A 21,366-nucleotide genomic window follows, 5' to 3' on the forward strand; every position below is an offset into this window, starting at 1 on the left:
CCGGCGCGTGTGTCGGCCGAGGCCGCGGCGGGTTGCAGCGAAGTCCGGTCGCCGGTCGCACGACGACATGGCACGATCGATGCGCTCGTGCGGACTGGCTGTCCTCCCGTGAAAAGCAGTCCCTGTCAGTATAGAAGAGCGATGTCGCGCATTCGCCGATCATCGAATAAATCTATCCGCGCAGGTCACCCGCATTGCCAGATTCAATGCGTCGCAATCGGTAAGAACGTCACCGTTTTCGTGCGAATCATGCGGCGTGAAGTCGCCCCGATCACATCTTTTGCGCACTTCTTCGACAGATGCGGTCAAACTTTCCGGCCTGACTTTTCGCATGTCGAAAACCACGAGGGACGATACGCGGCAGCTCGACGGCCAGCGTTCGCTTCAGACCCTGCCGATTCACTCGCCGCGCACCGAGCGCCCTTGTTCCCTTCGTCAGTCAGTCGGCCGCAGCATGATTGCCGCCGTCGCGTGCTTTCGAGATCGCTTCGACAAGTTTCAGTTCGTCGTCGATCGACAGCGTCGTGTCGATCACTTCGCCGCCGAACGGTGCGAGCGCCGTGCTCAGCGCGTAGATGTCGAGTTGTGTCGCGGCCAGCCCGAGCGACACGGTGCCGGGGCGCGCCTTGCGCGCGACGCGGTCGATCAGCGCGTCGTCCACCGGCCGCTCGCGCCATGCATCGAGCGACGATTCGATGTGCTCGACCACGCTGTCGAGCAGCGATCCCGGCGGCGTGCGCGTGGGGTCAACCGCATGCGCACGCAACTGTCCATCGGTTGTGCATTCGACGATCGCCACGCCCGACAGCGCGACGACGTGCCGGTCGCGCAACGTATCGAGTTCGGCGAGCGCGCGATGGGCGGCCGCGAGGTCGGGATAAGACAATGCAATCAGCGTATTCATCCGCCACTCCGTGAAATCAGGCGGCCGGTTCAGGATGCGCCGCGCTCAATGCGGCAGCCCGAACGCGGCCTTCAGGCTCGCGACGATCATCTGCATCGCGATCGCCGCGAGAATCATCCCCATCAGGCGCTGCGTCACCGCCGTCACGCGCGGCGACAGGTAATGACCGATCAGCGGTGCCGACAGCAACGAAACCGCCAGCAGCACGAGAAACGCGGCGAGCCCGAGCGCGAACGCGAGTTCCTGCCCGGTCGAGAACGCGCTGTGCCCGAGCACGATCATCGTCGCGATCGTGCCGGGGCCGACGAGCAGCGGGATCGTCAGCGGATAGATCGCGACGCTCTCGGCCGCCGCCGGGTCGGCACCTTCGCTTTCGCCCGGCGAATGCTGGCGGCTCGGCGCGCCGTGCAGCATCGACAACGCGATCAGCAGCACCAGCAGCCCGCCCGCGAGACGGAAATCGTCGATCGTCAGGCCGAACACATGCAGGATCGCGCCACCCGCGACCGCCGACACGATGCAGCCGACCGTCACGCCGATCGCGGCCGTCAGCGCGACCTTGCGGCGCACGCCGTCCGCCGCGCCTTCCGTCAGCGACAGGAACACGGGGATGTTCGCGATCGGGTTCATGATCGCGAACAGCGCCGCGAACACCTTGATGGAAAAGGTCAGGTCGAAGGCCACAGGCTGGCTCCCGTCTCGCGCGACGATACGTGCTTCGAATCGTGCGCAGGTTCCGCATGGTTTCCGATGCACGGCGCGCGCCATGCTGCTACGATCGACGCACCGCGATCACGCACGACGGAGGGCCCCGACCGATGCAAACCACCGACACCTTCATGGATCACGAAATTCGCGTCGATGCGACGCGCAACGCGAACGGCGCGTGGGTCGCGCAGGTGCGGATCTTCCGCGACGGCGCGCCGGTCGACCTGCCGGCGCCCGAACTCGTCACACCCGAATGGCTCACGTGCGACGAAGCGTTGCGCGGTGGCATCGACCAGGGCCGCGTGATCATCAAGACGCGCGACCGCTGACGGCGCGCGGCTCATCGGCGCTCTGCACCCGACGCAATCACGCATCGAAATCCAGATCGCCGATCAGGATCTCGCGATCGCGCTGGGTCCGCGTGCTGAAGTCGACCGGCAATTCCATCTGCCAGCGTTCGATCGTGACCGGCAGCGCCGCGAGATAGCGGTCGAAGCGGCTGCGGTCGGGCTCGGCCAGCAGCGCATCGATCGCGTCGTCGCGCCACGCGAGCCGCGCGTTCAGCCGGTTCGGCAGCCCGACTGTCGACGTGAGGCCGATGACATCGACACAGGTCGGGCTGCCCTGCCCGTCGTGCGGCACGACGTCCACCCTCACTTCGCCAGGCTGATACAGGCCGAGCACGCGCGCCGCGATGCGCGGCGCAAACTCGGTTTCGAAACGTGTACGGACATCGGGATTCATCTCGCCTCCGGGTTCGAATCATGTCGTCACGCCGCTGTCACGCGGCGGCAATCTGCCGCTCGAATGCCGCTTCCGCCTTCAGGCTGTCGAGATCGCGGCCGATCGTCGCGACCGCGAGCCGCGTGTTGCCGCGCCAGTACGCAATCGAGCAATCGTGTGCACCGAGGTCGCCATCGATCTCGACACGATCGAATTGCTCCGCATGCCCGACATAGTTGATCGTCAGGTCGTAATGCTGGCTCCAGAAGAACGGCACCGCGTCGAATGGCCGTTGCCGCCCGAGCAGGTTGCGCGCCGCGACGATGCCCTGCCGCTCGGCAACGACCCAGTGCTCGACGCGAATACGATCGCCCGTCAGCGGATCGGGCCAGCGCGCGATGTCGCCGGCCGCGTAGATGCCGAGCGCACTCGTCTGAAGGAAGCGGTCGACCGTCACGCCGCGCTCGACGGCCAGCCCCGCGTCCTGCGCGAGCGCCACGTTCGGATGAACGCCGATGCCGACCACCACGAGATCGGCCGGCAGCACGTCGCCGGTCGACAGCGTCACGCTGTCCGGCGTGATCTGCGCGGGCGTCGCGCCGAGATGGAACACCACACCGTGCGACTCGTGCAATGCCTTGATCGTGCCGCCGAGCGCTTCGCCGAGCACGCGCGCCATCGGAAGCGCATCGGGCGCGACGACCTGCACGTCGAGCCCGCGCGTGCGCAATGCGGCGGCGGCTTCGAGCCCGATGAAGCTCGCCCCGACCACGACGCAGCGGCGCGCCGCTTTCAGCCTGGCGATCAGCGCGTCGCAATCGGCGCGCGAGCGCAGCACGCACACGTGCGGCAGATCCGCGCCGGGCACGGTCAGCCGGTTCGGCTCGGCGCCCGTCGCAAGCAGCAGCGCGCCGTATCCGACGCGACTGCCATCGGCCAGTTCGACCGCCTGCTGCGCGGGATCGATTCGTACGACACGCGTGTCGCATCGCACGTCGATATGGTGATCGGTGTAGAACGACGGCGAACGCAACGGCAGCCAGTCGGCGTCGGCCGTGCCCGCGAGATAGTCTTTCGACAGGTTCGGCCGGTCGTAAGGCGGATCGGAATCGGCGGTGAGCAGCGTGACGGGATGCGGATAGCCTTCCTGCCGCAGCGTCACGGCGGCCGCGATCGCCGCGGCGCCGCCGCCGACGATCACCACCGATGCGGGCAGTCCAGCCGCGTTCAACGCAGGCGGCACGGCAGCCGGTTGCGCATCGAGCACGACGGCGCGGCCGTCGCGGCGTTCGACACGCCAGCACGGCAATCCGTCGAGCGCCGGCGCGCGCAGCAACTCGCCGGTGCGCAGGCAGAACGCCGCGTGATGCCACGGGCAGCGGATCGTGTCGCCCTCCAGCAGGCCGTCGGCCAAGGGCGCGCCGTAGTGCGGGCACTGCGCGCCCACGGCAAACAGTTCGTCGGCACGGCGCACCAGCAGCACCGCGGCATCGCCGACATGGCCCTCGATCATTGCACCGTCGCCGAGATCGCCGAGCGCGATGCCTTGCGTGAGATCGGGACGTGAAGACGAGGAATCGCTTCCGGACATGACATCGCTCCCGCAGAGTCAGGTAACGATCCCATTATCGGCGTCCCTCATGAAAAGAACAGGTACAGACGCCCCCGCAGCGCACGCAAACACGGACTGTAGCTTGTACGGGATCCATGACGGGCGTAGAACGTCACCAACGCTGCGGCGCAACACGCGTGCCGCCCCGGCGCACGTCGCGCGTCCTGCGCAATCCGCCTGCCGCGCGCCTTCACCCTGTCACCCGGAGTGCTACCCGATGGCTACCGTCCTGTGCGTGCTCTACCCCGATCCCGTGGACGGCTATCCGCCGCGCTACGTGCGCGATGCGATTCCGGTCGTCACGCATTACGCGGACGGTCAAACCGCGCCGACGCCCGCCGGCCCGCCCGGCTTCCGGCCTGGCGAACTCGTCGGCTCGGTGTCCGGCGCGCTCGGCTTGCGCAGCTACATGGAAGCGCACGGCCACACGCTGATCGTCACCAGCGACAAGGACGGCCCCGACTCCGAATTCGAGCGCCGGCTCCCCGAAGCAGACGTGGTGATCTCGCAGCCGTTCTGGCCAGCGTACCTGACGGCCGAACGGATCGCGCGCGCGCCGAAGCTGAAGCTCGCGCTGACGGCCGGCATCGGCTCCGATCACGTCGATCTCGACGCCGCCGCGCGCGCGCACATCACCGTCGCCGAAGTCACCGGCTCGAACAGCATCAGCGTGGCCGAGCACGTGGTGATGACGACGCTCGCGCTGGTGCGCAACTACTTGCCGTCGCATGCGATCGCGCAGCAGGGCGGCTGGAACATCGCCGATTGCGTGTCGCGCAGCTACGACGTCGAAGGCATGCATTTCGGCACGGTCGGCGCGGGGCGCATCGGGCTCGCGGTGCTGCGCCGGCTGAAACCGTTCGGGCTGCATCTGCACTACACGCAGCGCCACCGGCTCGATGCATCGATCGAGCAGGAACTCGCGCTCACGTATCACGCCGATGCCGCGTCGCTCGCGAGCGCCGTCGACATCGTCAACCTGCAGATCCCGCTGTACCCGTCGACCGAGCACCTGTTCGACGCGGCGATGATCGCGCGCATGAAGCGCGGCGCGTACCTGATCAACACCGCGCGCGCGAAGCTGGTCGACCGCGACGCGGTCGTGAACGCCGTCACGTCCGGGCATCTCGCGGGCTACGGCGGCGACGTGTGGTTTCCTCAGCCGGCGCCGGCCGATCACCCGTGGCGCACGATGCCGTTCAACGGGATGACGCCACACATCTCCGGCACGTCGCTGTCCGCGCAGGCACGCTACGCGGCCGGCACGCTGGAGATCCTGCAATGCTGGTTCGACGGCAAGCCAATCCGCAACGAATACCTGATCGTCGACGGCGGTACGCTCGCGGGAACAGGCGCGCAATCGTACCGGCTGACATGACGACGCAACGCTGGACGCTCGACGCGCGGCGGCACGTTCAGTCGAGACAGTAGGCGGCGAGCTTGCCGACGGTCACGACCGCCTGCTCGATCTCCGGCGACCACGGGCTGCTGTAGTTCAGCCGGATGAAATTCCGGTAGCTGTCCGTGATCGAGAACATGTAGCCGGGCCCGATCGTGATCCCCTGCTCCAGCGCGAGCTGGTACAGCCGCATCGCATCGACCTGCACGGGCAGCTCGATCCACAGCACATACCCGCCCGCCGGGCTCGAAATGCGCGTGCCTTCCGGGAAAAACCGCGACACCATCGTCCGCATCAGGTTCGCCTGCTGTGCATACGCCTTGCGAATCCGCCGCAGATGATGCTCATAGCCGTCGCGTTCGAGAAACTCCGCGATCGCGAGCTGCGGCAGCGACGGCGTCGCGAGCGTGTTCAGGAATTTCAGCTTCTCGACCTGCTCGCGATAACGGCCCGGCAATGCCCAGCCGATCCGGTACGCGGCCGTCAGGCTCTTCGAGAACGACGCGCAATGCAGCACGATCCCGCTGCGATCGTAGGACTTCAGCGTGCTCGGATGCATGTTGCCGAAATACAGTTCGTTGTACACGCCATTTTCGATGATCGGCAGATCGGCTTTCGCGGCGAACTCGACCAGCTCTCGCTTGCGCTCGTCAGGCATCTGGAAGCCGAGCGGGTTCTGGAAGTTCGGCATCACCATGCATGCGGCGATCGGCTGCGATTTCGCGATTGCGGCCAGCGCCGCGATGTCGATCCCGTATTCCGGGTGCGTCGCCACCTCGATCGCCTTCATCCCCATCCGCTCGATCGCATGCAGCATCGCGTAGAACGTCGGCGATTCCACCGCGATCGTGTCGCCGGGCTTCGCAACGGCCTGCAGGCACAGGTTGATCGCCTCCGTCGCACCGACCGTCACGATGATCTCGTTCGGATCCACCGACATCCCGTTTTCCAGGTAGCGGCGTGCGATCTGCCGGATCAGCCGCGGATGGCCGGGCGGCAGCCCGTCCGTCACGCCCCACAGGGACTTGTCGCGGCCGGCCGCATACGCGTAGCGGTTCAGCTTCTCGAACGGGAACAGGCTCGGATCCGGATACGGCGAGCCGAGCGGCACCGCGTCGTCGGTACCGATCGAGCGCAGCGTCGACAGCACGAGCCGGCTCACGTCGACCGACGACGAGATCGCGATCGGTTTCGACGGCCGTAGCTCGCGTACCGGCGCATGACTGTCGTCGCGCCGCAGGTTCACGAAATAGCCGGACTGCGGGCGGCTTTCGAGCAGCCCACGGCTTTCCAGCAGCAGATAGGCATGCAGCACGGTCGTGATGCTGATCCGGTGCTGCTGGCTCGCCTGCCGCACCGACGGCACACGATCGCCGTGTCGATATACGCCTTGCCGGATGAGTCGCTCTACGTCGTTTGCAAATTTCTCGTAGAGCTTCATCCGCCTCGCCCCGCCAGCGGTGAACCGGCCTGCGATGCATGGGCGGCATGGCCGCGCCGGTGCACGAAGCCGGATAGCCGTGCCCGGGCGCGGGCGTCCCGGTGCGAACCTCGTCCGTTATCGAAATTGAAGGCGGATAGCAATGCGAATCTCATCAAGACAAGGTTCGGCATCCTACTGCGTCATTTCGACGAATGTAAGTGACAGTTTGGCGAGGAAACGTGAAATCCGGCCGGCGTGGTGAACAGATTAGAACGCGACGGCGAACGGCCTCGCGCGATCGCACGAGGTAACGCTCCGGGCGCGATCCCGGCGCGCGTCATCACGGATTACCGATGGCCATCGGGCAGCCATCACGCAAAGCCCGGCCATGCGCGGGCCTCGCGTGCGCTCAAGCGTCGTCGACGTTGTCCGCGTAGTGGTCGATCGCGACCTTGCACTCGTCGAACACCACCGTCAGCATCGCGACGTCGTTCGACTCGACCCACTTGCGGATCTGCAGGAACTGCCCGGTGCCGAGATCGGCGACGCGGGCCGGATCGTCGGTCGTCACGTCGACGTTGACGATCGCGCGGTTGCCGGGCAGCGGCGACAGCGTCGCCGCGATGTCGAAGCGACGGTACGATTGATCGATGCGCATGCGGTTCTCCCGAAGCCGTTCGAAAGGGATGGTCTCAATCGAGTGCCTGACGGTAGACCTTGCCGCCGAATCCCGTCACGACGTTGTCCACCGAGAACGGCGTGTCTTCCTTCGCTTCCAGGATGACCGCGACGCTGCCGGGCACGAGCCGTGCCGCAACCGTCTCGACGAACGTGCCGTCGAGCAGCGCGTTGCCGGCCGCTTCCGCGAGAATGCCGGCCCCCGCGCCGGCCGCCATGCCGGTGACCACGCCCAGCGGCCCGGCCAGCAGGCCGAGCAAGCCGCCTGCGATCGCGCCGATCACGCCGCCCTTGAACGGCCGCGATTCGGCGTGGAGTACCGCGAGCTTGCCGGTCGCGTCCTTCTCGACGACGACGCCGTTCTCGACGTGGAATCCTTCATCTTTCTCCGACAGCGCCTCGAAATCGTTCGCGGCCTCTCGGGCCGTATCGACGCTGCCGAACACGGCGACGATCAGTTGCTTGGTCATTCGACACCTCGCTCGGTTGGATGGTCAGTTGCAGCCGCCGCCGCACATGCGGCACGGCCGGGTTCGCTTCAGATGCCGGTGGCCGCCACGCGCGCGCGCGCCGCATCGGCATACGCGTGCGCAGCCGCCCGCTGCAGCCCGGCGACGGACGGCGCGCGAGCCAGCACCGGATCGGCATCGCGCGTGTCGCGCGCCAGCCGGTAAGCGTCCGACGCCGCGTGCTGCAGTTCGATCGCCTGTTTCGTTTCAACGGTATGCGTGCTCATCCGGCACCCTCCTTGCAGAGACATGGACCATGCATGCGGCTTGCCGCTCGTACGTCACCGGCGCGCATGCGCATCCTCCTCGACATCGTCGACGTCGGCCGGAAACCGATGCTGGCCGAAACTCAGGATCAGCACGCCCACCGCGAGCAGCACGATGCCGAACGTCGTCATCAGCATCCGTTCGGGGCTGTCGGTCGCACCGCGCAGGATCAGGTCGCGCGCGAGCGACGTCATCGCAATGAACAGCGGAAACCGCACCGGCAGCCGGCCGAGCCGCAGGTAGCGCACGTCCATTGCCAGCACTTCCAGATACAGGAACATCAGCAGCAGGTCAGTCAGCGATACTTCGCCCGCGAGCACGACCTTCCACGCTTCCTGCGTCATCGCGAACGCGGTCGCGAGCCCGATCACGATCAGCCCGGCCAGTTCGGCCGCGTGAAGGAAATGGCCGAAGCGGCGGCGAATGCGCTCGGCCGGCGAGCAGGGAATGGTGGTCGTATTCAAGGTGACAGTCGCTGTGGTGAGGCATGAGCGGCGCCGGGCGGCGGCGGGAAAGCCGCATCACGCGCGGCGGCATGCGCGGTATCGTGCGTGTTCGGCCCATCCGGCGCTTGAGGATCAGCCGCGCCGATCGCCTGCTCGACCGCGGACAGCGTCCGGCGGCAGCACACGTGGAACGCGTCGCCCGCGTCGGTGCAGGCGACATCGTCGTGCTCGCGGCACAGCAGCAGGCGGCAACCGAGATACCGTTCGAGACCGTCGATCCGTTCGCTCACCTGCGCTTCGTCGATCCGCAGTTCGGACGCGGCGCCGGACAGGCCGCCATGCTCGACCACCGCGACATACACACGCATCGCTTCCAGCAGGTTCATGATGACGCTCCTCGTCGGCGGGCGCAGCGGGACCTAATCTACTGCACGCGGCACCGGCGCTCAAGAGCACAGCGCCGCGCACGCCAGGAGTACAGCTGCGCGGGCATCGCACGAAATCCGGCCCTGTTTGACGCATTCGAATGACAGATTGGCAATACGTGTTCCAAAGACTGGCCGAAGCTGCTAGATTGCTTGCTCGACGACGTTACGCGGTGCGGGCAGGTCACGCGCCGTGCGGCCGGCCGCCACCGCTGCGGCCCGTTGCGCGAGATCCGCGCAACGTCCTTCATCCGCATGACACAAAGAGAACAGTCGCATGACACCGTTCAACCGTTCGCCTTCGCGCGCCACGGCACCTCCGTCCCGACATGACTGACCGGCAGGCCACGATGCAGACACCTCCCCCGCTCTCCCAAAACGTTCACAGCACGATCACGCGCAGCGCGATCTTCCTCGTGGCGACGATCAATCCCGGCGCCGATCACGCCGACACGATCCGTTCATGGTGCGGCGACATCGCCGCGCTCGTGCGCTCGGTCGGCAAGCGCGTGCCGGGCGGCAACCTCACCTGCGTGTGCGGCTTCGGCGCCGACGCCTGGGATGCGCTGTTCGGCAACCCGCGCCCCGCCGCGCTGCATCCGTTCCGCGAATTCGGCGCGGGCCAGCGCGTCGCGGTCGCGACGCCGGGCGACATCCTGCTGCACATTCGCGCGGAAGCGATGGACCTGTGCTTCGAACTCGCGACGCAGCTGCTCGGCGCGCTCGGCGATGCCGTCACGGTCGTCGACGAGGTGCACGGCTTCCGCAATTTCGACCAGCGCGCGATGATCGGCTTCGTCGACGGCACCGAGAACCCGGAAGGCCGCGAGGCGGTCGACTTCACGGTGATCGGCGACGAGGATGACGAATTCGCGGGCGGCAGCTACGTGATCGTGCAGAAGTACCTGCACGACATGGCCGGCTGGAACGCGCTCGCGGTCGAGACGCAGGAGCGCATCATCGGCCGCACCAAGCTCGCCGACATCGAGCTCGCGCCGGACGTGAAGCCGTCGTGCTCGCACAGCTCGCTGACCACGCTCGACGAGGACGGCCAGGAAGTGAAGATCCTGCGCGACAACATGCCGTTCGGGCGCCCGGGCTCAGGCGAATTCGGCACCTACTTCATCGGCTATGCGCGCTCGCCGGCGCCGATCGAGCAGATGCTCGAGAACATGTTCGTCGGCCGCCCGCCCGGCAACTACGACCGCCTGCTCGACTACAGCCGCGCGGTCACCGGCTCGCTGTTCTTCGTGCCGTCCGCCGACCTGCTCGAGGCGCTCGCCGATCGCGCGGCGCCGGCCGCCGATGCTGACGCCGATGCCGCGCAACCGGAACCGTCGTCGGCCGCGCCGCATCGCGACGGTTCGCTGAAAATCGGCTCGCTGAAAGGCGTGCCGTCGTAAGGTAGCGTGCAGCCGGCAGCCCGGCGCGCAGACGCGCGCCGGGCTTGGCCGGGATTGCCGCAGTTCAGCCGATTGGCGCGCTTGAGCAGAGAGAACGTGCCGCGCCGGGACTGCCGCTCCGCGTCGACGAATCAGCCGACCAGAATGTAGAGCCAGTTCTTCGGCAACGCCCCGCCCGGGCCGTTGCTGCATGCCAGCAGCCGTTCACCGGATCCAGGGTGCATGATGCCGTTGCGGAACGTATCGATGGCCTTGCGCTCCAGGCGGTCGAATGCGTTCTCGACCTGGATATGCGCTTCCAGGTAGATCGGGCACATCAGTTTGAAATCGGGCTTGGTGGCCCGGTGTTTCGCCAACCGCGTGTACAGGTCGCTGGTGATGCCGATATAGAACTTGCTGTACTCCGGCTTCGCGGCAAAAGCGTTCAACACCTGCGTCAAATGCCCGATGACTGCCTCGTGATTGATGACACCCACCTTCAGCATGTATTTGTTTTCGGGCGAGACGAGTTGTAGTGCGATGGATGACCTCCACGTGTTGTGAAGCTTCAATAGGCTGCGTCTATGATTCATCCGGACCCGGCCCCGACGACTGCACGCCGCTCAATCCCGGCTTCCGGAAACCCGGCTGGATGAATGTTCGTAAGAATGCACGACTCGCGATGGTGCGTCGACCGGAAATGGTTCGACGCGTGATCGAGCGTGGCCCGAACGCGGTCAGCGCCGGCACGAATCCAGATGCCGCAATCCAGTCGCGCCGTTCTACGCATCCGCACACCCTCGCCCCCGCACGAATTGCAGAACAGTTGCGCCACCGCAGGGTGTCGTTTCGATTTGTGCTGCAGTGCTGTCAATCGAGCCTGCTAATATGCATTTTCGCCCGCGATCGGCCTGCCTGACATCAGGCGCAGTCCCTCCGCCGATCGGCCCACCATGAAGTGTTTTCGCTGACGTGAGGCAACAAGAACCCATGAATAACCTGCACCGCGAACTCGCCCCGATCTCCGCGTCCGCCTGGGAACAAATCGAGGAGGAAGTGGCACGTACGTTCAAACGATCGGTGGCCGGCCGCCGCGTCGTCGACGTCGACGGCCCCGAAGGCCCCGAGCTGTCGGCCGTCGGTACCGGGCACCTCGTCGAAGTCGCCGCGCCGCGCGAGCAAGTGAATGCGCGGCTGCGCGAAGTCCGCACGATCGTCGAGCTGACGGTGCCGTTCGAGTTGAGCCGCGATGCGATCGACAGCGTCGAGCGCGGCGCGCGCGACGCCGACTGGCAACCGGCGAAGGACGCCGCGCAGCGCCTCGCGTTCGCCGAAGACGACGCGATTTTCGATGGCTACCAGGCGGCAGGCATTCTCGGCATCCGCGAAGGCACGTCGAACCGCAAGCTCACGCTGCCGGCGGACGTCGGCGCGTATCCCGACGCGATCAGCGACGCGCTCGAGGCGCTGCGGCTCGCCGGTGTCGACGGCCCGTACTCGGTCGTGCTCGGTTCGGATGCATACACGGCGCTCAGCGAGGCGCGCGACCAGGGCTATCCGGTCCTCGGCCATATCAAGCGGATCGTCAGCGGCGAGATCATCTGGGCGCCGGCGATCAGCGGCGGCTGCGTGCTGTCCACGCGCGGCGGCGATTACGAGCTGCATCTCGGGGAAGACGTATCCATCGGCTATACGAGCCATACCGACAAGGTCGTCCGCCTGTACCTGCGCGAAACGTTCACGTTCCTGATGCTGACGAGCGAAGCATCGGTGGCCGTGGCACCGCAGGGCGGCACGGCGGCCTGACCGCGGTTGCCCGCGCGCGATGCCCGCCAGGCGTCGCGCGCGACCGGCCGCACCGCCGGCCGCATGTTCGTCGCCGATCGAACCCATCTTGCATGGAGTGTGTGATGAGCGATTCGAATGAGGCATTGCAGGCGCTGCAGGCGTCGGTCGACCACCTGAAGCAGACGGTCGACGCGAACGCGGGCAGCCAGGCCGGCGACACCGCCGTGCTGTTCACCGTCCTGTCGCTGGTCCTGGCGGAGTTGCCGCCCGACACGCGCAACCTGATCGAGGATTCATTCTCCGTCTGGGCCAATGGTCTACCGAATGCGGCACTGTCAACCGACGTGAAGCAGATCGCCCGGCAACGGCTCGCGATGACCCTCCCGGACTGACCGCGGCACGCCACGGTTGCGCCGTGTCCGGCCCGGACCGTGCAACCCGCCCTCGCCTTCGGCCGCCACACCCGCATCGTCTGCGGTGCGTGTGGGGTTGCGCATAGCCGGTCGAGGCACACACACGCTGCTGCGCTTGCGCCGCGCTTGTCCTCCCGCATCGCCGCCGCCCCGCCCGCAAGCAGCGCCCTGCGCGCCGATGTCGCACCGCGATCCGCTCGCGTTCTGCCCGTTCCCGCCTCCTGCCCTCACCCGCTGCATCCGCCGCGCACGCCCGTGCCGCCGCGCGCCCGCCCGTCTGTACTCCTTGCCACCCGTGCGCACCCGCATGCGAGGGTGCAATTCGCGGCCGGGCCGCGGCGGAACTGTGTCTTGGATGGCTTGCGCCGATTCGCTATTTTGAACGCAGTCGAAGCGATGCCGTGGGCTCCTCCCGGCACGCACGCTTGCCGCCCTGACCGCGACCGTGCACGACGCCGACGCGCGCTGCGTGACAGCCCGAGCGCTGCCCGCGCGCCGCCGTGTTGCGTGCCGTGCGTTCGCGGTCGGGATGCGCCAAGCGCCGCACCGCATCGGGACTTCACCCTTCGACCCACTTTCACCGACAGGAGCCAGACCACCATGCCCGCACTTTGCGATATCTGCCACGCCCGGCCGGCCGTCGCGCGCGCAACCGTGATGCAGGACGGCGAGCGCAAGACGATCTCGATCTGCGATTACCACTTCCGTCAGCTGATGCGGCATCAAAGCATGCTGAACCCGTTCGATTCGCTACTCGGCGGTGGCGGCTCGTCGTCGCTGTTCGGCGGGCTCGACGACGAATCGCCGCTCGCCGCCGAGATTCCGCGCGAATCGGTCGACCCGACCGACGCGTTCAGCGAGCAGACGCTGGAACTGCTGCAACGGGCGGCCGAGAAGGCGCACGAGCTGCGCCGCAGCGAGCTCGATTCCGAACATCTGCTGTACGCGCTGGCCGACACCGACGTGTGTGCCGCGCTGCTGAAGGAACTGAAGCTGTCGCCGCAGGACATCCGGTCCTATATCGACGAGCATGCGCACACCGGCACGGCCGACCCCGATGCGCCGCTCGACAAGCTGTCGATCTCGCCGCGCGTGAAGAAGGCCGTGCAGTACGCGTTCCAGGCGTCGCGCGATCTCGGTCATTCGTACATCGGCCCCGAGCACCTGCTGATCGGCCTCGCATCGGTACCGGACAGCGTCGCCGGCACGCTGCTGAAGAAATACGGCGTGACGCCCGAGGCGCTGCGCCAGAAGGTCGTGAAGGTGGTCGGCAAAGGCGCCGAGGACGGCCGCGTCGACGCGCCGACCGGCACGCCGAACCTCGACAAGTTCGGCCGCGACCTCACCGCAATCGCGCGCCAGGGCAAGCTCGACCCGGTGCTCGGCCGCGCGCAGGAAATCGAGAGCACGATCGAGGTGCTCGCGCGCCGCAAGAAGAACAACCCGGTGCTGATCGGCGAGCCGGGGGTCGGCAAGACGGCGATCGTCGAAGGGCTCGCGCAGCGGATCGTCAACGGCGACGTGCCCGAGGTGCTGCGCGGCAAGCGGCTCGTCGAAGTCAACATCAACTCGATGGTGGCCGGCGCGAAGTATCGCGGCGAGTTCGAGGAGCGCGCGAAGCAGCTGATCGACGAAGTCACTGCGAAGCATGACGAACTGATCCTGTTCATCGACGAGCTGCACACGATCGTCGGCGCGGGCCAGGGCGGCGGCGAAGGCGGCCTCGACATCGCGAACGTGCTGAAGCCCGCGCTCGCGCGCGGCGAGCTGAGCCTGATCGGCGCGACGACGCTCAACGAATACCAGAAGTACATCGAGAAGGACGCGGCGCTCGAACGGCGCTTCCAGCCGGTGTTCGTGCCGGAGCCGAGCGTCGAGCAGACGATCGTGATCCTGCGCGGGCTGCGCGACAGCCTCGAGGCGCACCACCAGGTGACGTTCGCCGACGACGCGTTCGTCGCGGCCGCGGAATTCGCCGACCGCTACATCACGTCGCGCTTCCTGCCCGACAAGGCGATCGACCTGATCGACCAGGCCGCCGCGCGCGTGCGGATCGGCGCGACGTCGCGTCCGGTCGACATCCAGGAAGGCGAAGCGCAGATCGCGCAACTGAAGCGCGAGCAGGATTACGCGACGTCGCGCAAACGCTTCGACGAAGCGAAGCAGTTCGAGGAGCAGATCAACGCGAAGCAGAAGACCGTCGACGAGATGATGGAGGCGTGGCAGCGCAAGACGGGCTCCGAGACGCTCGAAGTGACCGTCGAATCGGTGGCCGAGGTCGTGTCGCGGCTCACTGGCATCCCGGTGTCCGAACTCACGCAGGAAGAACGCCAGAAGCTGTTGAAGATGGAAGAGCAGCTGCGCGAGCGCGTAGTCGGCCAGAGCGACGCGGTGGTGGCCGTCAGCGACGCGGTGCGGCTGTCCCGTGCGGGGCTCGGCCAGACGCACCGGCCGATCGCGACGTTCCTGTTCCTCGGGCCGACGGGCGTCGGCAAGACCGAGCTCGCGAAGGCGCTGGCCGAGACCGTGTTCGGCGACGAGCAGGCGATCATCCGCATCGACATGTCCGAGTACATGGAGCGGCACGCGGTCGCGCGGCTGATCGGCGCGCCGCCCGGCTACGTCGGCTACGACGAAGGCGGCCAGCTCACCGAGCGCGTGCGGCGCCGCCCGTACAGCGTGATCCTGCTCGACGAGATCGAGAAGGCGCATCCGGACGTCTACAACGTGCTGCTGCAGGTGTTCGACGACGGCCGCCTGACCGACGGCAAGGGCCGCGTGGTCGATTTCAGCAACACGATCATCATCGCGACCAGCAACCTCGGCGCGGCGATCATCATGGACAACCTCACGCAGCCGGAAGCCGCGCGCAAGACCGACAAGGCGATCCGCGAAGAACTGATGCAGGTGCTGAAGGGCCATTTCCGCCCCGAGTTCCTGAACCGGATCGACGAGGTGATCGTGTTCCACGCGCTGTCGAAGGAGAACATCCGCGCGATCGTGCAGATCCAGCTCGACCGCGTGGTGCGCACGGCCGCCGCGCAGGACATCACGCTCGTGATGGGCGACTCGCTCGTCGAGCACCTGACCGAAGCCGGCTACCAGCCGGAGTTCGGCGCGCGCGAGTTGAAGCGCCAGATCCGCCAGACCATCGAAACCCGGCTCGCGAAGGAAATCCTTGCCGATCGCCTGAAGTCGGGCGACCGGTGCGAAGTCGACTACGACAAGGCCAGCGACGAAGTGACGTTCAACAAGCTCGCGGCGCCTGAAACGAAGGACGCGAAGAAGGACGCCGACGGCAAGGCGAAGCCGAACGGCAAGGCGGCCAAGGCCACCGACGAGGCGAAGGCCGGCGACACGCCCGCCGATGCACCGCCGCCCGCACCTGCCGCGAAACCGTCCGGCAAGAAGTCGTCCGGCGCGAAGAAGGACGCGCACTGAAACCCCGCGTGCCCCGCACGCCCGGGGCACGCATGACCGGCTCCGTCCATGCGACGGAGCCGCCCCACGCCGCGACACGGCGCAAACCGAGCCGCCCGCATCGGGACCGGCAGATGGAGATTCACATGACAAATCGACGCGAAGTGCCAGGCATCAGGAAGTACGACGGGCCCGCCGGTGGTTGGGGCGCGCTTCGCGCGACAGCCGACGCGGTGCGCACGCAAATGGAAACCATCGAGGCGCCGATCGTGCTGATGCGGACCAACCAGCCCGACGGCTTCGACTGTCCCGGCTGTGCGTGGCCCGACAAGGAACACAAGTCGACGTTCCAGTTCTGCGAGAACGGCGCGAAGGCCGTCACGTGGGAAGCGACGACCAAGCGCGTGACGCCCGAGTTCTTCGCGGCGAACACCGTGTCGTCGCTGCTGCGCATGTCGGACTACGAGCTGGAGAACATGGGCCGGCTCACGCATCCGCTCGTCTACGATCGCGCGACCGACACGTTCCGCGCAATCGAATGGGACGACGCATTCGCGCGCATCGGCGAAGTGCTGCGCGCGCTGCCGCCCGAGCAGGTCGAGTTCTATACGTCGGGCCGCGCATCGAACGAAGCCGCGTACCTGTACCAGCTGTTCGCACGCGAGCTCGGCACCAACAACTTCCCCGACTGCTCGAACATGTGCCACGAGCCGACCAGCGTCGGCCTGCCGCAGTCGATCGGCATCGGCAAGGGCACCGTGTCGCTGGAGGATTTCGACCATTGCGAGCTGATCATCTCGATCGGCCACAACCCCGGCACGAACCACCCGCGGATGATGGGCACGCTGCACGAGTGCTCGCGCCGCAATGTGCCGATCATCGTGTTCAACCCGCTGCGCGAGCGCGCACTCGAACGCTTCGCGGATCCGCAGGACATGATCGAGATGGCGTCGTTCGGCTCGACGCGGATCGCATCGACGTACTACCAGGTCGATGCCGGCGGCGACGCGGCCGCGCTCAAGGGCATCATGAAGGCGCTGCTGCAGCTCGAAGCCGAACGCGGCGACGTGCTCGACCGCGACTTCATCGCGCAGCACACGAACGGCTTCGACGCGTTCTCGGCCGACCTCGAAGCCACGTCGTGGGGCGACATCGAGCGCGCGAGCGGGCTCAGCCAGGCGCAGCTCGAGCAGGTCGCGCTCGCGTACGCGAAGTCGAACGCGACGATCATCACGTACGGGATGGGCGTCACGCAGCACAACAAGGGCACGGCCACCGTGCGCCTGATCGCCGACCTGCTGCTGATGCGCGGCAACATCGGCAAGCCGGGCGCCGGCGTCTGCCCGCTGCGCGGCCACTCGAACGTGCAGGGCAACCGCACGGTCGGCATCACCGAAAAGCCGTCGGCCGAGTTCCTGAAGAAGATCGAGGACGTGTGCGGCTTCACGCCGCCCGCGCATCACGGGCACGACGCCGTGCAGGCGATGCAGGCGATGATCGACGGCACCGCGAAGGCGCTGCTGTGCCTCGGCGGCAACTTCGCGGTCGCGCTGCCCGATCCCGAGCTGTCGTTCCCGGCGATGGCGAAACTCGACCTGAGCGTGCATCTCGGCACGAAGCTGAACCGTTCGCACCTGCTGGTCGGCAAGGAAACCTTCATCCTGCCCGTGCTCGGCCGCACCGAGCTCGACATGCAGGCAACCGGCCGGCAGTCGATCACCGTCGAGGATTCGATGTCGATGGTCCACGCGTCGGCCGGCAAGCTCAAGCCGGCGTCCGACCAGTTGCGCTCGGAGCCTGCGATCGTCGCGGGCATCGCGCATGCGACGCTGCCGAACAGCAAGGTCGCATGGCTCGACCTGATCGCCGACTACGACCGTATCCGCGACCTGATCGACCGCACGGTGTCCGGCTTCGAGGCCTTCAACGAGCGCATCCGCACGCCGGGCGGCTTCCGCCTGCCGCTGCCGCCCACCGAGCGCGTGTGGCCGACGCCGACCGGCAAGGCGATGTTCTCGGTCTACAAGGGCGTGAAGGAAGATGCCGACGTGCTCGGCGCCGAGCAGGTGCTGCGGCTGATCACGCTGCGCAGCCACGACCAGTACAACACGACGATCTACGGGCTCGACGACCGCTATCGCGGCGTGTTCGGCCGGCGTGACGTGCTGTTCATGAACCCCGCCGATCTCGCGAAGTACGGGCTCGAACACGGCGACCTCGTCGACATCGAGACGGTCACCGCATCGGGCCGCGCGCTGCGTCTCGAGAAGATCACCGCGATCGAGTACGACATCGCGCCGGGGTCGGTCGGCGCGTACTACCCGGAAGCGAACGTGCTCGTGCCGCTCGACTACATCGACAAGGAAAGCGGCACGCCGTCGTACAAGTCGGTGCCGGTGCGCGTCGCGCGCTCGGCGGTAGTCTGACTCACGGACGGGCTCGCGGCGCATAGGCAACCGCGAGCCCGTCCGACCTCCTCCAAGGGCCACCGTCTCGCCACTGACGCGATGGCCCGCTTCCTTTCCCGTCTTTACCGCACCGCCGTCGGCGGCATCGTCGCGCCCGTCTGCCGGCGCCGATACGCGCTGTCGCGCGTCGCGAGCCAGTAGTACAGCGGCGACGTCAGCACCAGCCCCACGACCCACGACAGGTCCGCGCCGCCGAGATGCGCGGGAATCGGGCCCGCATACATCGGCGTGTTCATGAACGGGATCTGCACGAGGATGCCGATCGCATACGCGAGCAGCGCCTGCGGATTGAAGCGGCCGTAGATCCCGCCATCGGCCATGAAGATCGACTTGATGTCGTACTTGCCCTGGTGGATCACGTAGAAGTCGATCAGGTTGATCGCCGTCCACGGCACCAGCACGACGAGCAGCGCGAGCACGAGATCGACGAGGTTGCCGACGAAGTTCGTCGACGCGCCGATCGCCGCGTAGCAGCAGGCGACGAAGATCACGACCGACACCACCGCACGCGCCTTCGCCGTCGGAATCCACTTGTATGCGAACGTCTGCACCGACGTGATCACCGCGAGCACCGCGCCGTACAGGTTCAGCGCGTTGTGGCTGATCACGCTCAGCAGGAACAGCACGAGCATCAGCGGGCCGAGCGGGCCGGTCGCCTGCTTGACCGCATCCATCGTGTCCGCGCCGGCCGGCACCGCGAGCACCGCGACCGCACCGAAGACGAACGCCAGCGTCGAGCCGATCGTGCAGCCAAGATAGGTCGCCCAGAACGTCGACGCCACGCCGACGTCCTCCGGCAGATAGCGCGAATAGTCCGACACGTACGGCGCGAACGCGATCTGCCACAACGCCGACAGCGACACCGTCGCGAGCCAGCCCGCGAAGTCGAAACCGCCGCGCGTCAGGAAATCGTCGGTCGTCACGTGCGTGAGGATCATCCAGAACCCGACCACGATCCCGATGCCGAGCACCCACGTGCCGATCCGGTTCAGGATGTGGATGAACCGGTAGCCGACGATGCCGATCAGCCCCGACCCCACCGCGCCGATCACGATGCCGACGGGCACCGGCACCGACGACGCGATGCCGTGCACCGACTTCCCGGCGAGCACGATGTTCGACGCGAAGAAGCCGACGTACATCACGGCCGCGATCACGGTCACGAGCAGCGCGCCCCACGAACCGAACTGCGCGCGGCTCTGGATCATCTGCGGGATGCCCATCTGCGGCCCCTGCGCCGAATGCAGCGCCATCAGCACGCCGCCGACCGCCTGGCCGACGACGATCGCGACGATGCCCCACATCAGGTTCAGGTGGAAGAGCTGCACGCCGAGCGCGCCGGTCACGATCGGCAGCGGCGCGATGTTGCCGCCGAACCAGAGCGTGAACAGGTCGCGCACCTTGCCGTGGCGCTCCGCGGGCGGCACGTAGCCGATCGTGTGCTTCTCTATCATCGGGGACGCATTGCGGTCCACGTTCGTCATGGTGATGTCTCCTGTCCTGCGCGGCGATGCGCGCGTGCCGTGTCAGCCGGCGCGTGTTGGGAACGCGCCTGCCATCGGGTCCGGATACGCGAGCGACGACGCGCCGCGTGCCCGTGCGGCGGTGTCGAACGACGCGGACGATGCGCATGCGGGGACGGAATAACTCTCCCGCCGGCGCATGCACGGCCGCGTCGTGAACGTCGTGATCCAGGTTGGAGACGATGGTGCGCCACGCGCATCGCGGCCGGAAAATACTAAAAATATTTCCGGGACATACGAAAAAGCTCTGCAGCGGACATTTCGGCACCGGCGGGCTTTCAGGTAAGGTGCTACGCAAACCATGGACAGATAGCGCCCGCGGCGGCACGCCGGGGCCGTGCATCAGAGGTGCTTGTGGCTCACTACACTTTGCGGCAACTGAAATACTTCGTGACGACGGTGGAATCCGGCAGCGTCGCCGAGGCATCGCGCCAGCTCTTCATCGCGCAGCCGTCGATCTCCAGCGCGATCAAGGGGCTGGAGGAAAGCTTCGGCGTGAAGCTGTTCATCCGCCATCACGCGCAGGGCGTGTCGCTCACGCCGAGTGGCACGCGCTTCTACCGGAAAGCGCAGGAGCTGCTGCGCATCTCGCACGAGTTCGAGCAGAACGCGCTCGCCGACAACGACGTGATCACCGGGCAGATCGACATCGGCTGCTTCGAGACGGTCGCGCCGCTCTATCTGCCGCAACTGATCGCGGGCTTTCGCGAGCGCTACCCGGGCGTGAACATCCGGCTGCGCGACGGCGACCAGCAGGAACTCGTGCAGGGCCTGACGTCCGGCACGTTCGATCTCGCGCTCATGTACGACCACGACCTCGACGGCACGATCGAGACCGAACCGCTGATGCCGCCGCAGCAGCCGTACGTGCTGCTGCCGGAGAACCACCGGTTCGCGGGCCAGTCGCACGTGTCGTTGCGCGACCTCTGCGTCGAGCCGATGATCCTGCTCGACGTGCAGCCCAGCCGCACGTATTTCGTCAGCCTCTTTCACGAACTCGGGCTGACGCCGAACATCGTGTTCGGGTCGCCGTCGATCGAGATGGTGCGCGGGATGGTCGGCCAGGGGTTCGGCTTCTCGCTGCTCGTCACGCGCCCGCATTCCGAATACACGTACGACGGCCAGCGGGTCGTGACGATCGGCCTCAGCGAAACGGTGAGCCCGTCGGGGCTCGTGAGCGCGCGGCTGAAGCGCGGTCAGCTCACGAAGCAGGCGCAGTCGTTCGTCGATTTCTGCCGCGAACGGCTCGCGCAGATTGTCGCGGAAACGGCGCGATAA

General features: G+C 67.0%; 21 protein-coding genes. 9 read left to right on the forward strand and 12 right to left on the reverse strand.

Annotated features, from left to right (window positions below):
• Positions 1 to 439: 439 nt before the first annotated feature.
• Together ACN8ZM_RS35415 and ACN8ZM_RS35420 are read right to left on the reverse strand one after the other, a co-directional pair.
• Positions 440 to 904, reverse strand: a complete 465-nt coding sequence (locus ACN8ZM_RS35415) for a hypothetical protein (RefSeq protein WP_420212736.1) — start codon at positions 902 to 904, stop codon at positions 440 to 442.
• Positions 905 to 949: 45 nt separating this feature from the next.
• Positions 950 to 1,588: a MarC family protein gene (locus tag ACN8ZM_RS35420; RefSeq protein WP_420212737.1), complete on the reverse strand. Its 639-nt coding sequence runs from the start codon at positions 1,586 to 1,588 to the stop codon at positions 950 to 952.
• 134 nt (positions 1,589 to 1,722) lie between these two features.
• Here ACN8ZM_RS35420 and ACN8ZM_RS35425 point away from each other — a divergent pair, with 134 nt between their 5' ends.
• Positions 1,723 to 1,941, forward strand: coding sequence for a DUF6566 family protein (locus ACN8ZM_RS35425; protein WP_420212738.1), 219 nt, complete (start codon positions 1,723 to 1,725; stop codon positions 1,939 to 1,941).
• Positions 1,942 to 1,978: 37 nt separating this feature from the next.
• On the opposite strand, the gene ACN8ZM_RS35430 is transcribed toward ACN8ZM_RS35425, so the two are convergent.
• Positions 1,979 to 2,356, reverse strand: a complete 378-nt coding sequence (locus ACN8ZM_RS35430; protein WP_420212739.1) for a DUF5594 family protein — start codon at positions 2,354 to 2,356, stop codon at positions 1,979 to 1,981.
• Positions 2,357 to 2,393: 37 nt separating this feature from the next.
• Positions 2,394 to 3,926, reverse strand: a complete 1,533-nt coding sequence (locus tag ACN8ZM_RS35435) for an FAD-dependent oxidoreductase (protein ID WP_420212740.1) — start codon at positions 3,924 to 3,926, stop codon at positions 2,394 to 2,396.
• Between the two features lie 238 nt (positions 3,927 to 4,164).
• Between ACN8ZM_RS35435 and ACN8ZM_RS35440 the strand changes: the two genes are divergently transcribed.
• Complete coding sequence (locus tag ACN8ZM_RS35440; protein WP_420212741.1) at positions 4,165 to 5,325, forward strand: NAD-dependent formate dehydrogenase; 1,161 nt, start codon at positions 4,165 to 4,167, stop codon at positions 5,323 to 5,325.
• Positions 5,326 to 5,362: 37 nt separating this feature from the next.
• Here ACN8ZM_RS35440 and ACN8ZM_RS35445 read toward each other — a convergent pair whose 3' ends face one another.
• The 6 genes from ACN8ZM_RS35445 to ACN8ZM_RS35470 all read right to left on the reverse strand — a co-directional run bounded on the left by ACN8ZM_RS35445 (position 5,363) and on the right by ACN8ZM_RS35470 (position 9,055).
• The gene (locus tag ACN8ZM_RS35445; protein WP_420212742.1) at positions 5,363 to 6,787 is read right to left on the reverse strand and encodes a PLP-dependent aminotransferase family protein; all 1,425 of its coding nucleotides are present in this window, start codon (positions 6,785 to 6,787) and stop codon (positions 5,363 to 5,365) included.
• 391 nt (positions 6,788 to 7,178) lie between these two features.
• Complete coding sequence (locus tag ACN8ZM_RS35450) at positions 7,179 to 7,427, reverse strand: hypothetical protein (RefSeq protein ID WP_175021728.1); 249 nt, start codon at positions 7,425 to 7,427, stop codon at positions 7,179 to 7,181.
• A 34-nt stretch (positions 7,428 to 7,461) separates the two neighbouring features.
• Positions 7,462 to 7,917: a DUF1269 domain-containing protein gene (locus ACN8ZM_RS35455; protein ID WP_043192005.1), complete on the reverse strand. Its 456-nt coding sequence runs from the start codon at positions 7,915 to 7,917 to the stop codon at positions 7,462 to 7,464.
• A gap of 68 nt (positions 7,918 to 7,985) precedes the next feature.
• Positions 7,986 to 8,183: a hypothetical protein gene (locus ACN8ZM_RS35460; protein WP_420212743.1), complete on the reverse strand. Its 198-nt coding sequence runs from the start codon at positions 8,181 to 8,183 to the stop codon at positions 7,986 to 7,988.
• Positions 8,184 to 8,237: 54 nt separating this feature from the next.
• Positions 8,238 to 8,687 carry a phosphate-starvation-inducible protein PsiE gene (locus ACN8ZM_RS35465; RefSeq protein WP_043192008.1) on the reverse strand — a complete coding sequence of 150 codons (450 nt, stop codon included), beginning with the start codon at positions 8,685 to 8,687 and terminating at the stop codon, positions 8,238 to 8,240.
• Complete coding sequence (locus ACN8ZM_RS35470; protein ID WP_420212744.1) at positions 8,684 to 9,055, reverse strand: LysR family transcriptional regulator; 372 nt, start codon at positions 9,053 to 9,055, stop codon at positions 8,684 to 8,686. The genes ACN8ZM_RS35465 and ACN8ZM_RS35470 overlap by 4 nt, the downstream gene beginning before the upstream one ends.
• Before the next feature lie 368 nt (positions 9,056 to 9,423).
• On the opposite strand from ACN8ZM_RS35470, the gene ACN8ZM_RS35475 reads away from it, so the two are divergent.
• Complete coding sequence (locus ACN8ZM_RS35475; RefSeq protein WP_420212745.1) at positions 9,424 to 10,497, forward strand: Dyp-type peroxidase; 1,074 nt, start codon at positions 9,424 to 9,426, stop codon at positions 10,495 to 10,497.
• Positions 10,498 to 10,628: 131 nt separating this feature from the next.
• Here ACN8ZM_RS35475 and ACN8ZM_RS35480 read toward each other — a convergent pair whose 3' ends face one another.
• The gene (locus ACN8ZM_RS35480) at positions 10,629 to 10,982 is read right to left on the reverse strand and encodes a GIY-YIG nuclease family protein (RefSeq protein ID WP_420212746.1); all 354 of its coding nucleotides are present in this window, start codon (positions 10,980 to 10,982) and stop codon (positions 10,629 to 10,631) included.
• A 146-nt stretch (positions 10,983 to 11,128) separates the two neighbouring features.
• Between ACN8ZM_RS35480 and ACN8ZM_RS35485 the strand changes: the two genes are divergently transcribed.
• The 5 genes from ACN8ZM_RS35485 (at position 11,129) to ACN8ZM_RS35505 (ending at position 18,523) form a co-directional block, all read left to right on the forward strand.
• Positions 11,129 to 11,395 carry a hypothetical protein gene (locus tag ACN8ZM_RS35485; protein ID WP_420212747.1) on the forward strand — a complete coding sequence of 89 codons (267 nt, stop codon included), beginning with the start codon at positions 11,129 to 11,131 and terminating at the stop codon, positions 11,393 to 11,395.
• Positions 11,396 to 11,466: 71 nt separating this feature from the next.
• Positions 11,467 to 12,282, forward strand: coding sequence for a family 1 encapsulin nanocompartment shell protein (locus tag ACN8ZM_RS35490; RefSeq protein WP_043192016.1), 816 nt, complete (start codon positions 11,467 to 11,469; stop codon positions 12,280 to 12,282).
• Positions 12,283 to 12,386: 104 nt separating this feature from the next.
• Positions 12,387 to 12,656: a hypothetical protein gene (locus tag ACN8ZM_RS35495; protein WP_043192018.1), complete on the forward strand. Its 270-nt coding sequence runs from the start codon at positions 12,387 to 12,389 to the stop codon at positions 12,654 to 12,656.
• A 621-nt stretch (positions 12,657 to 13,277) separates the two neighbouring features.
• Positions 13,278 to 16,118 (forward strand): ATP-dependent Clp protease ATP-binding subunit, encoded by a 2,841-nt coding sequence (locus ACN8ZM_RS35500; RefSeq protein ID WP_420212748.1) that lies wholly within the window; start codon positions 13,278 to 13,280, stop codon positions 16,116 to 16,118.
• Between the two features lie 125 nt (positions 16,119 to 16,243).
• The gene (locus tag ACN8ZM_RS35505) at positions 16,244 to 18,523 is read left to right on the forward strand and encodes an FdhF/YdeP family oxidoreductase (RefSeq protein ID WP_043192021.1); all 2,280 of its coding nucleotides are present in this window, start codon (positions 16,244 to 16,246) and stop codon (positions 18,521 to 18,523) included.
• Positions 18,524 to 18,627: 104 nt separating this feature from the next.
• Here ACN8ZM_RS35505 and ACN8ZM_RS35510 read toward each other — a convergent pair whose 3' ends face one another.
• A complete protein-coding gene (locus ACN8ZM_RS35510; protein WP_043192023.1) occupies positions 18,628 to 20,049 on the reverse strand; it encodes a purine-cytosine permease family protein in 1,422 nt (473 codons plus the stop codon).
• A 393-nt stretch (positions 20,050 to 20,442) separates the two neighbouring features.
• On the opposite strand from ACN8ZM_RS35510, the gene ACN8ZM_RS35515 reads away from it, so the two are divergent.
• The gene (locus tag ACN8ZM_RS35515) at positions 20,443 to 21,366 is read left to right on the forward strand and encodes a LysR substrate-binding domain-containing protein (RefSeq protein WP_043192025.1); all 924 of its coding nucleotides are present in this window, start codon (positions 20,443 to 20,445) and stop codon (positions 21,364 to 21,366) included.

The sequence above is a fragment of the Burkholderia aenigmatica genome (assembly GCF_048627025.1).
In the GTDB taxonomy this organism is placed as follows: Bacteria; Pseudomonadota; Gammaproteobacteria; order Burkholderiales; family Burkholderiaceae; genus Burkholderia; species Burkholderia aenigmatica.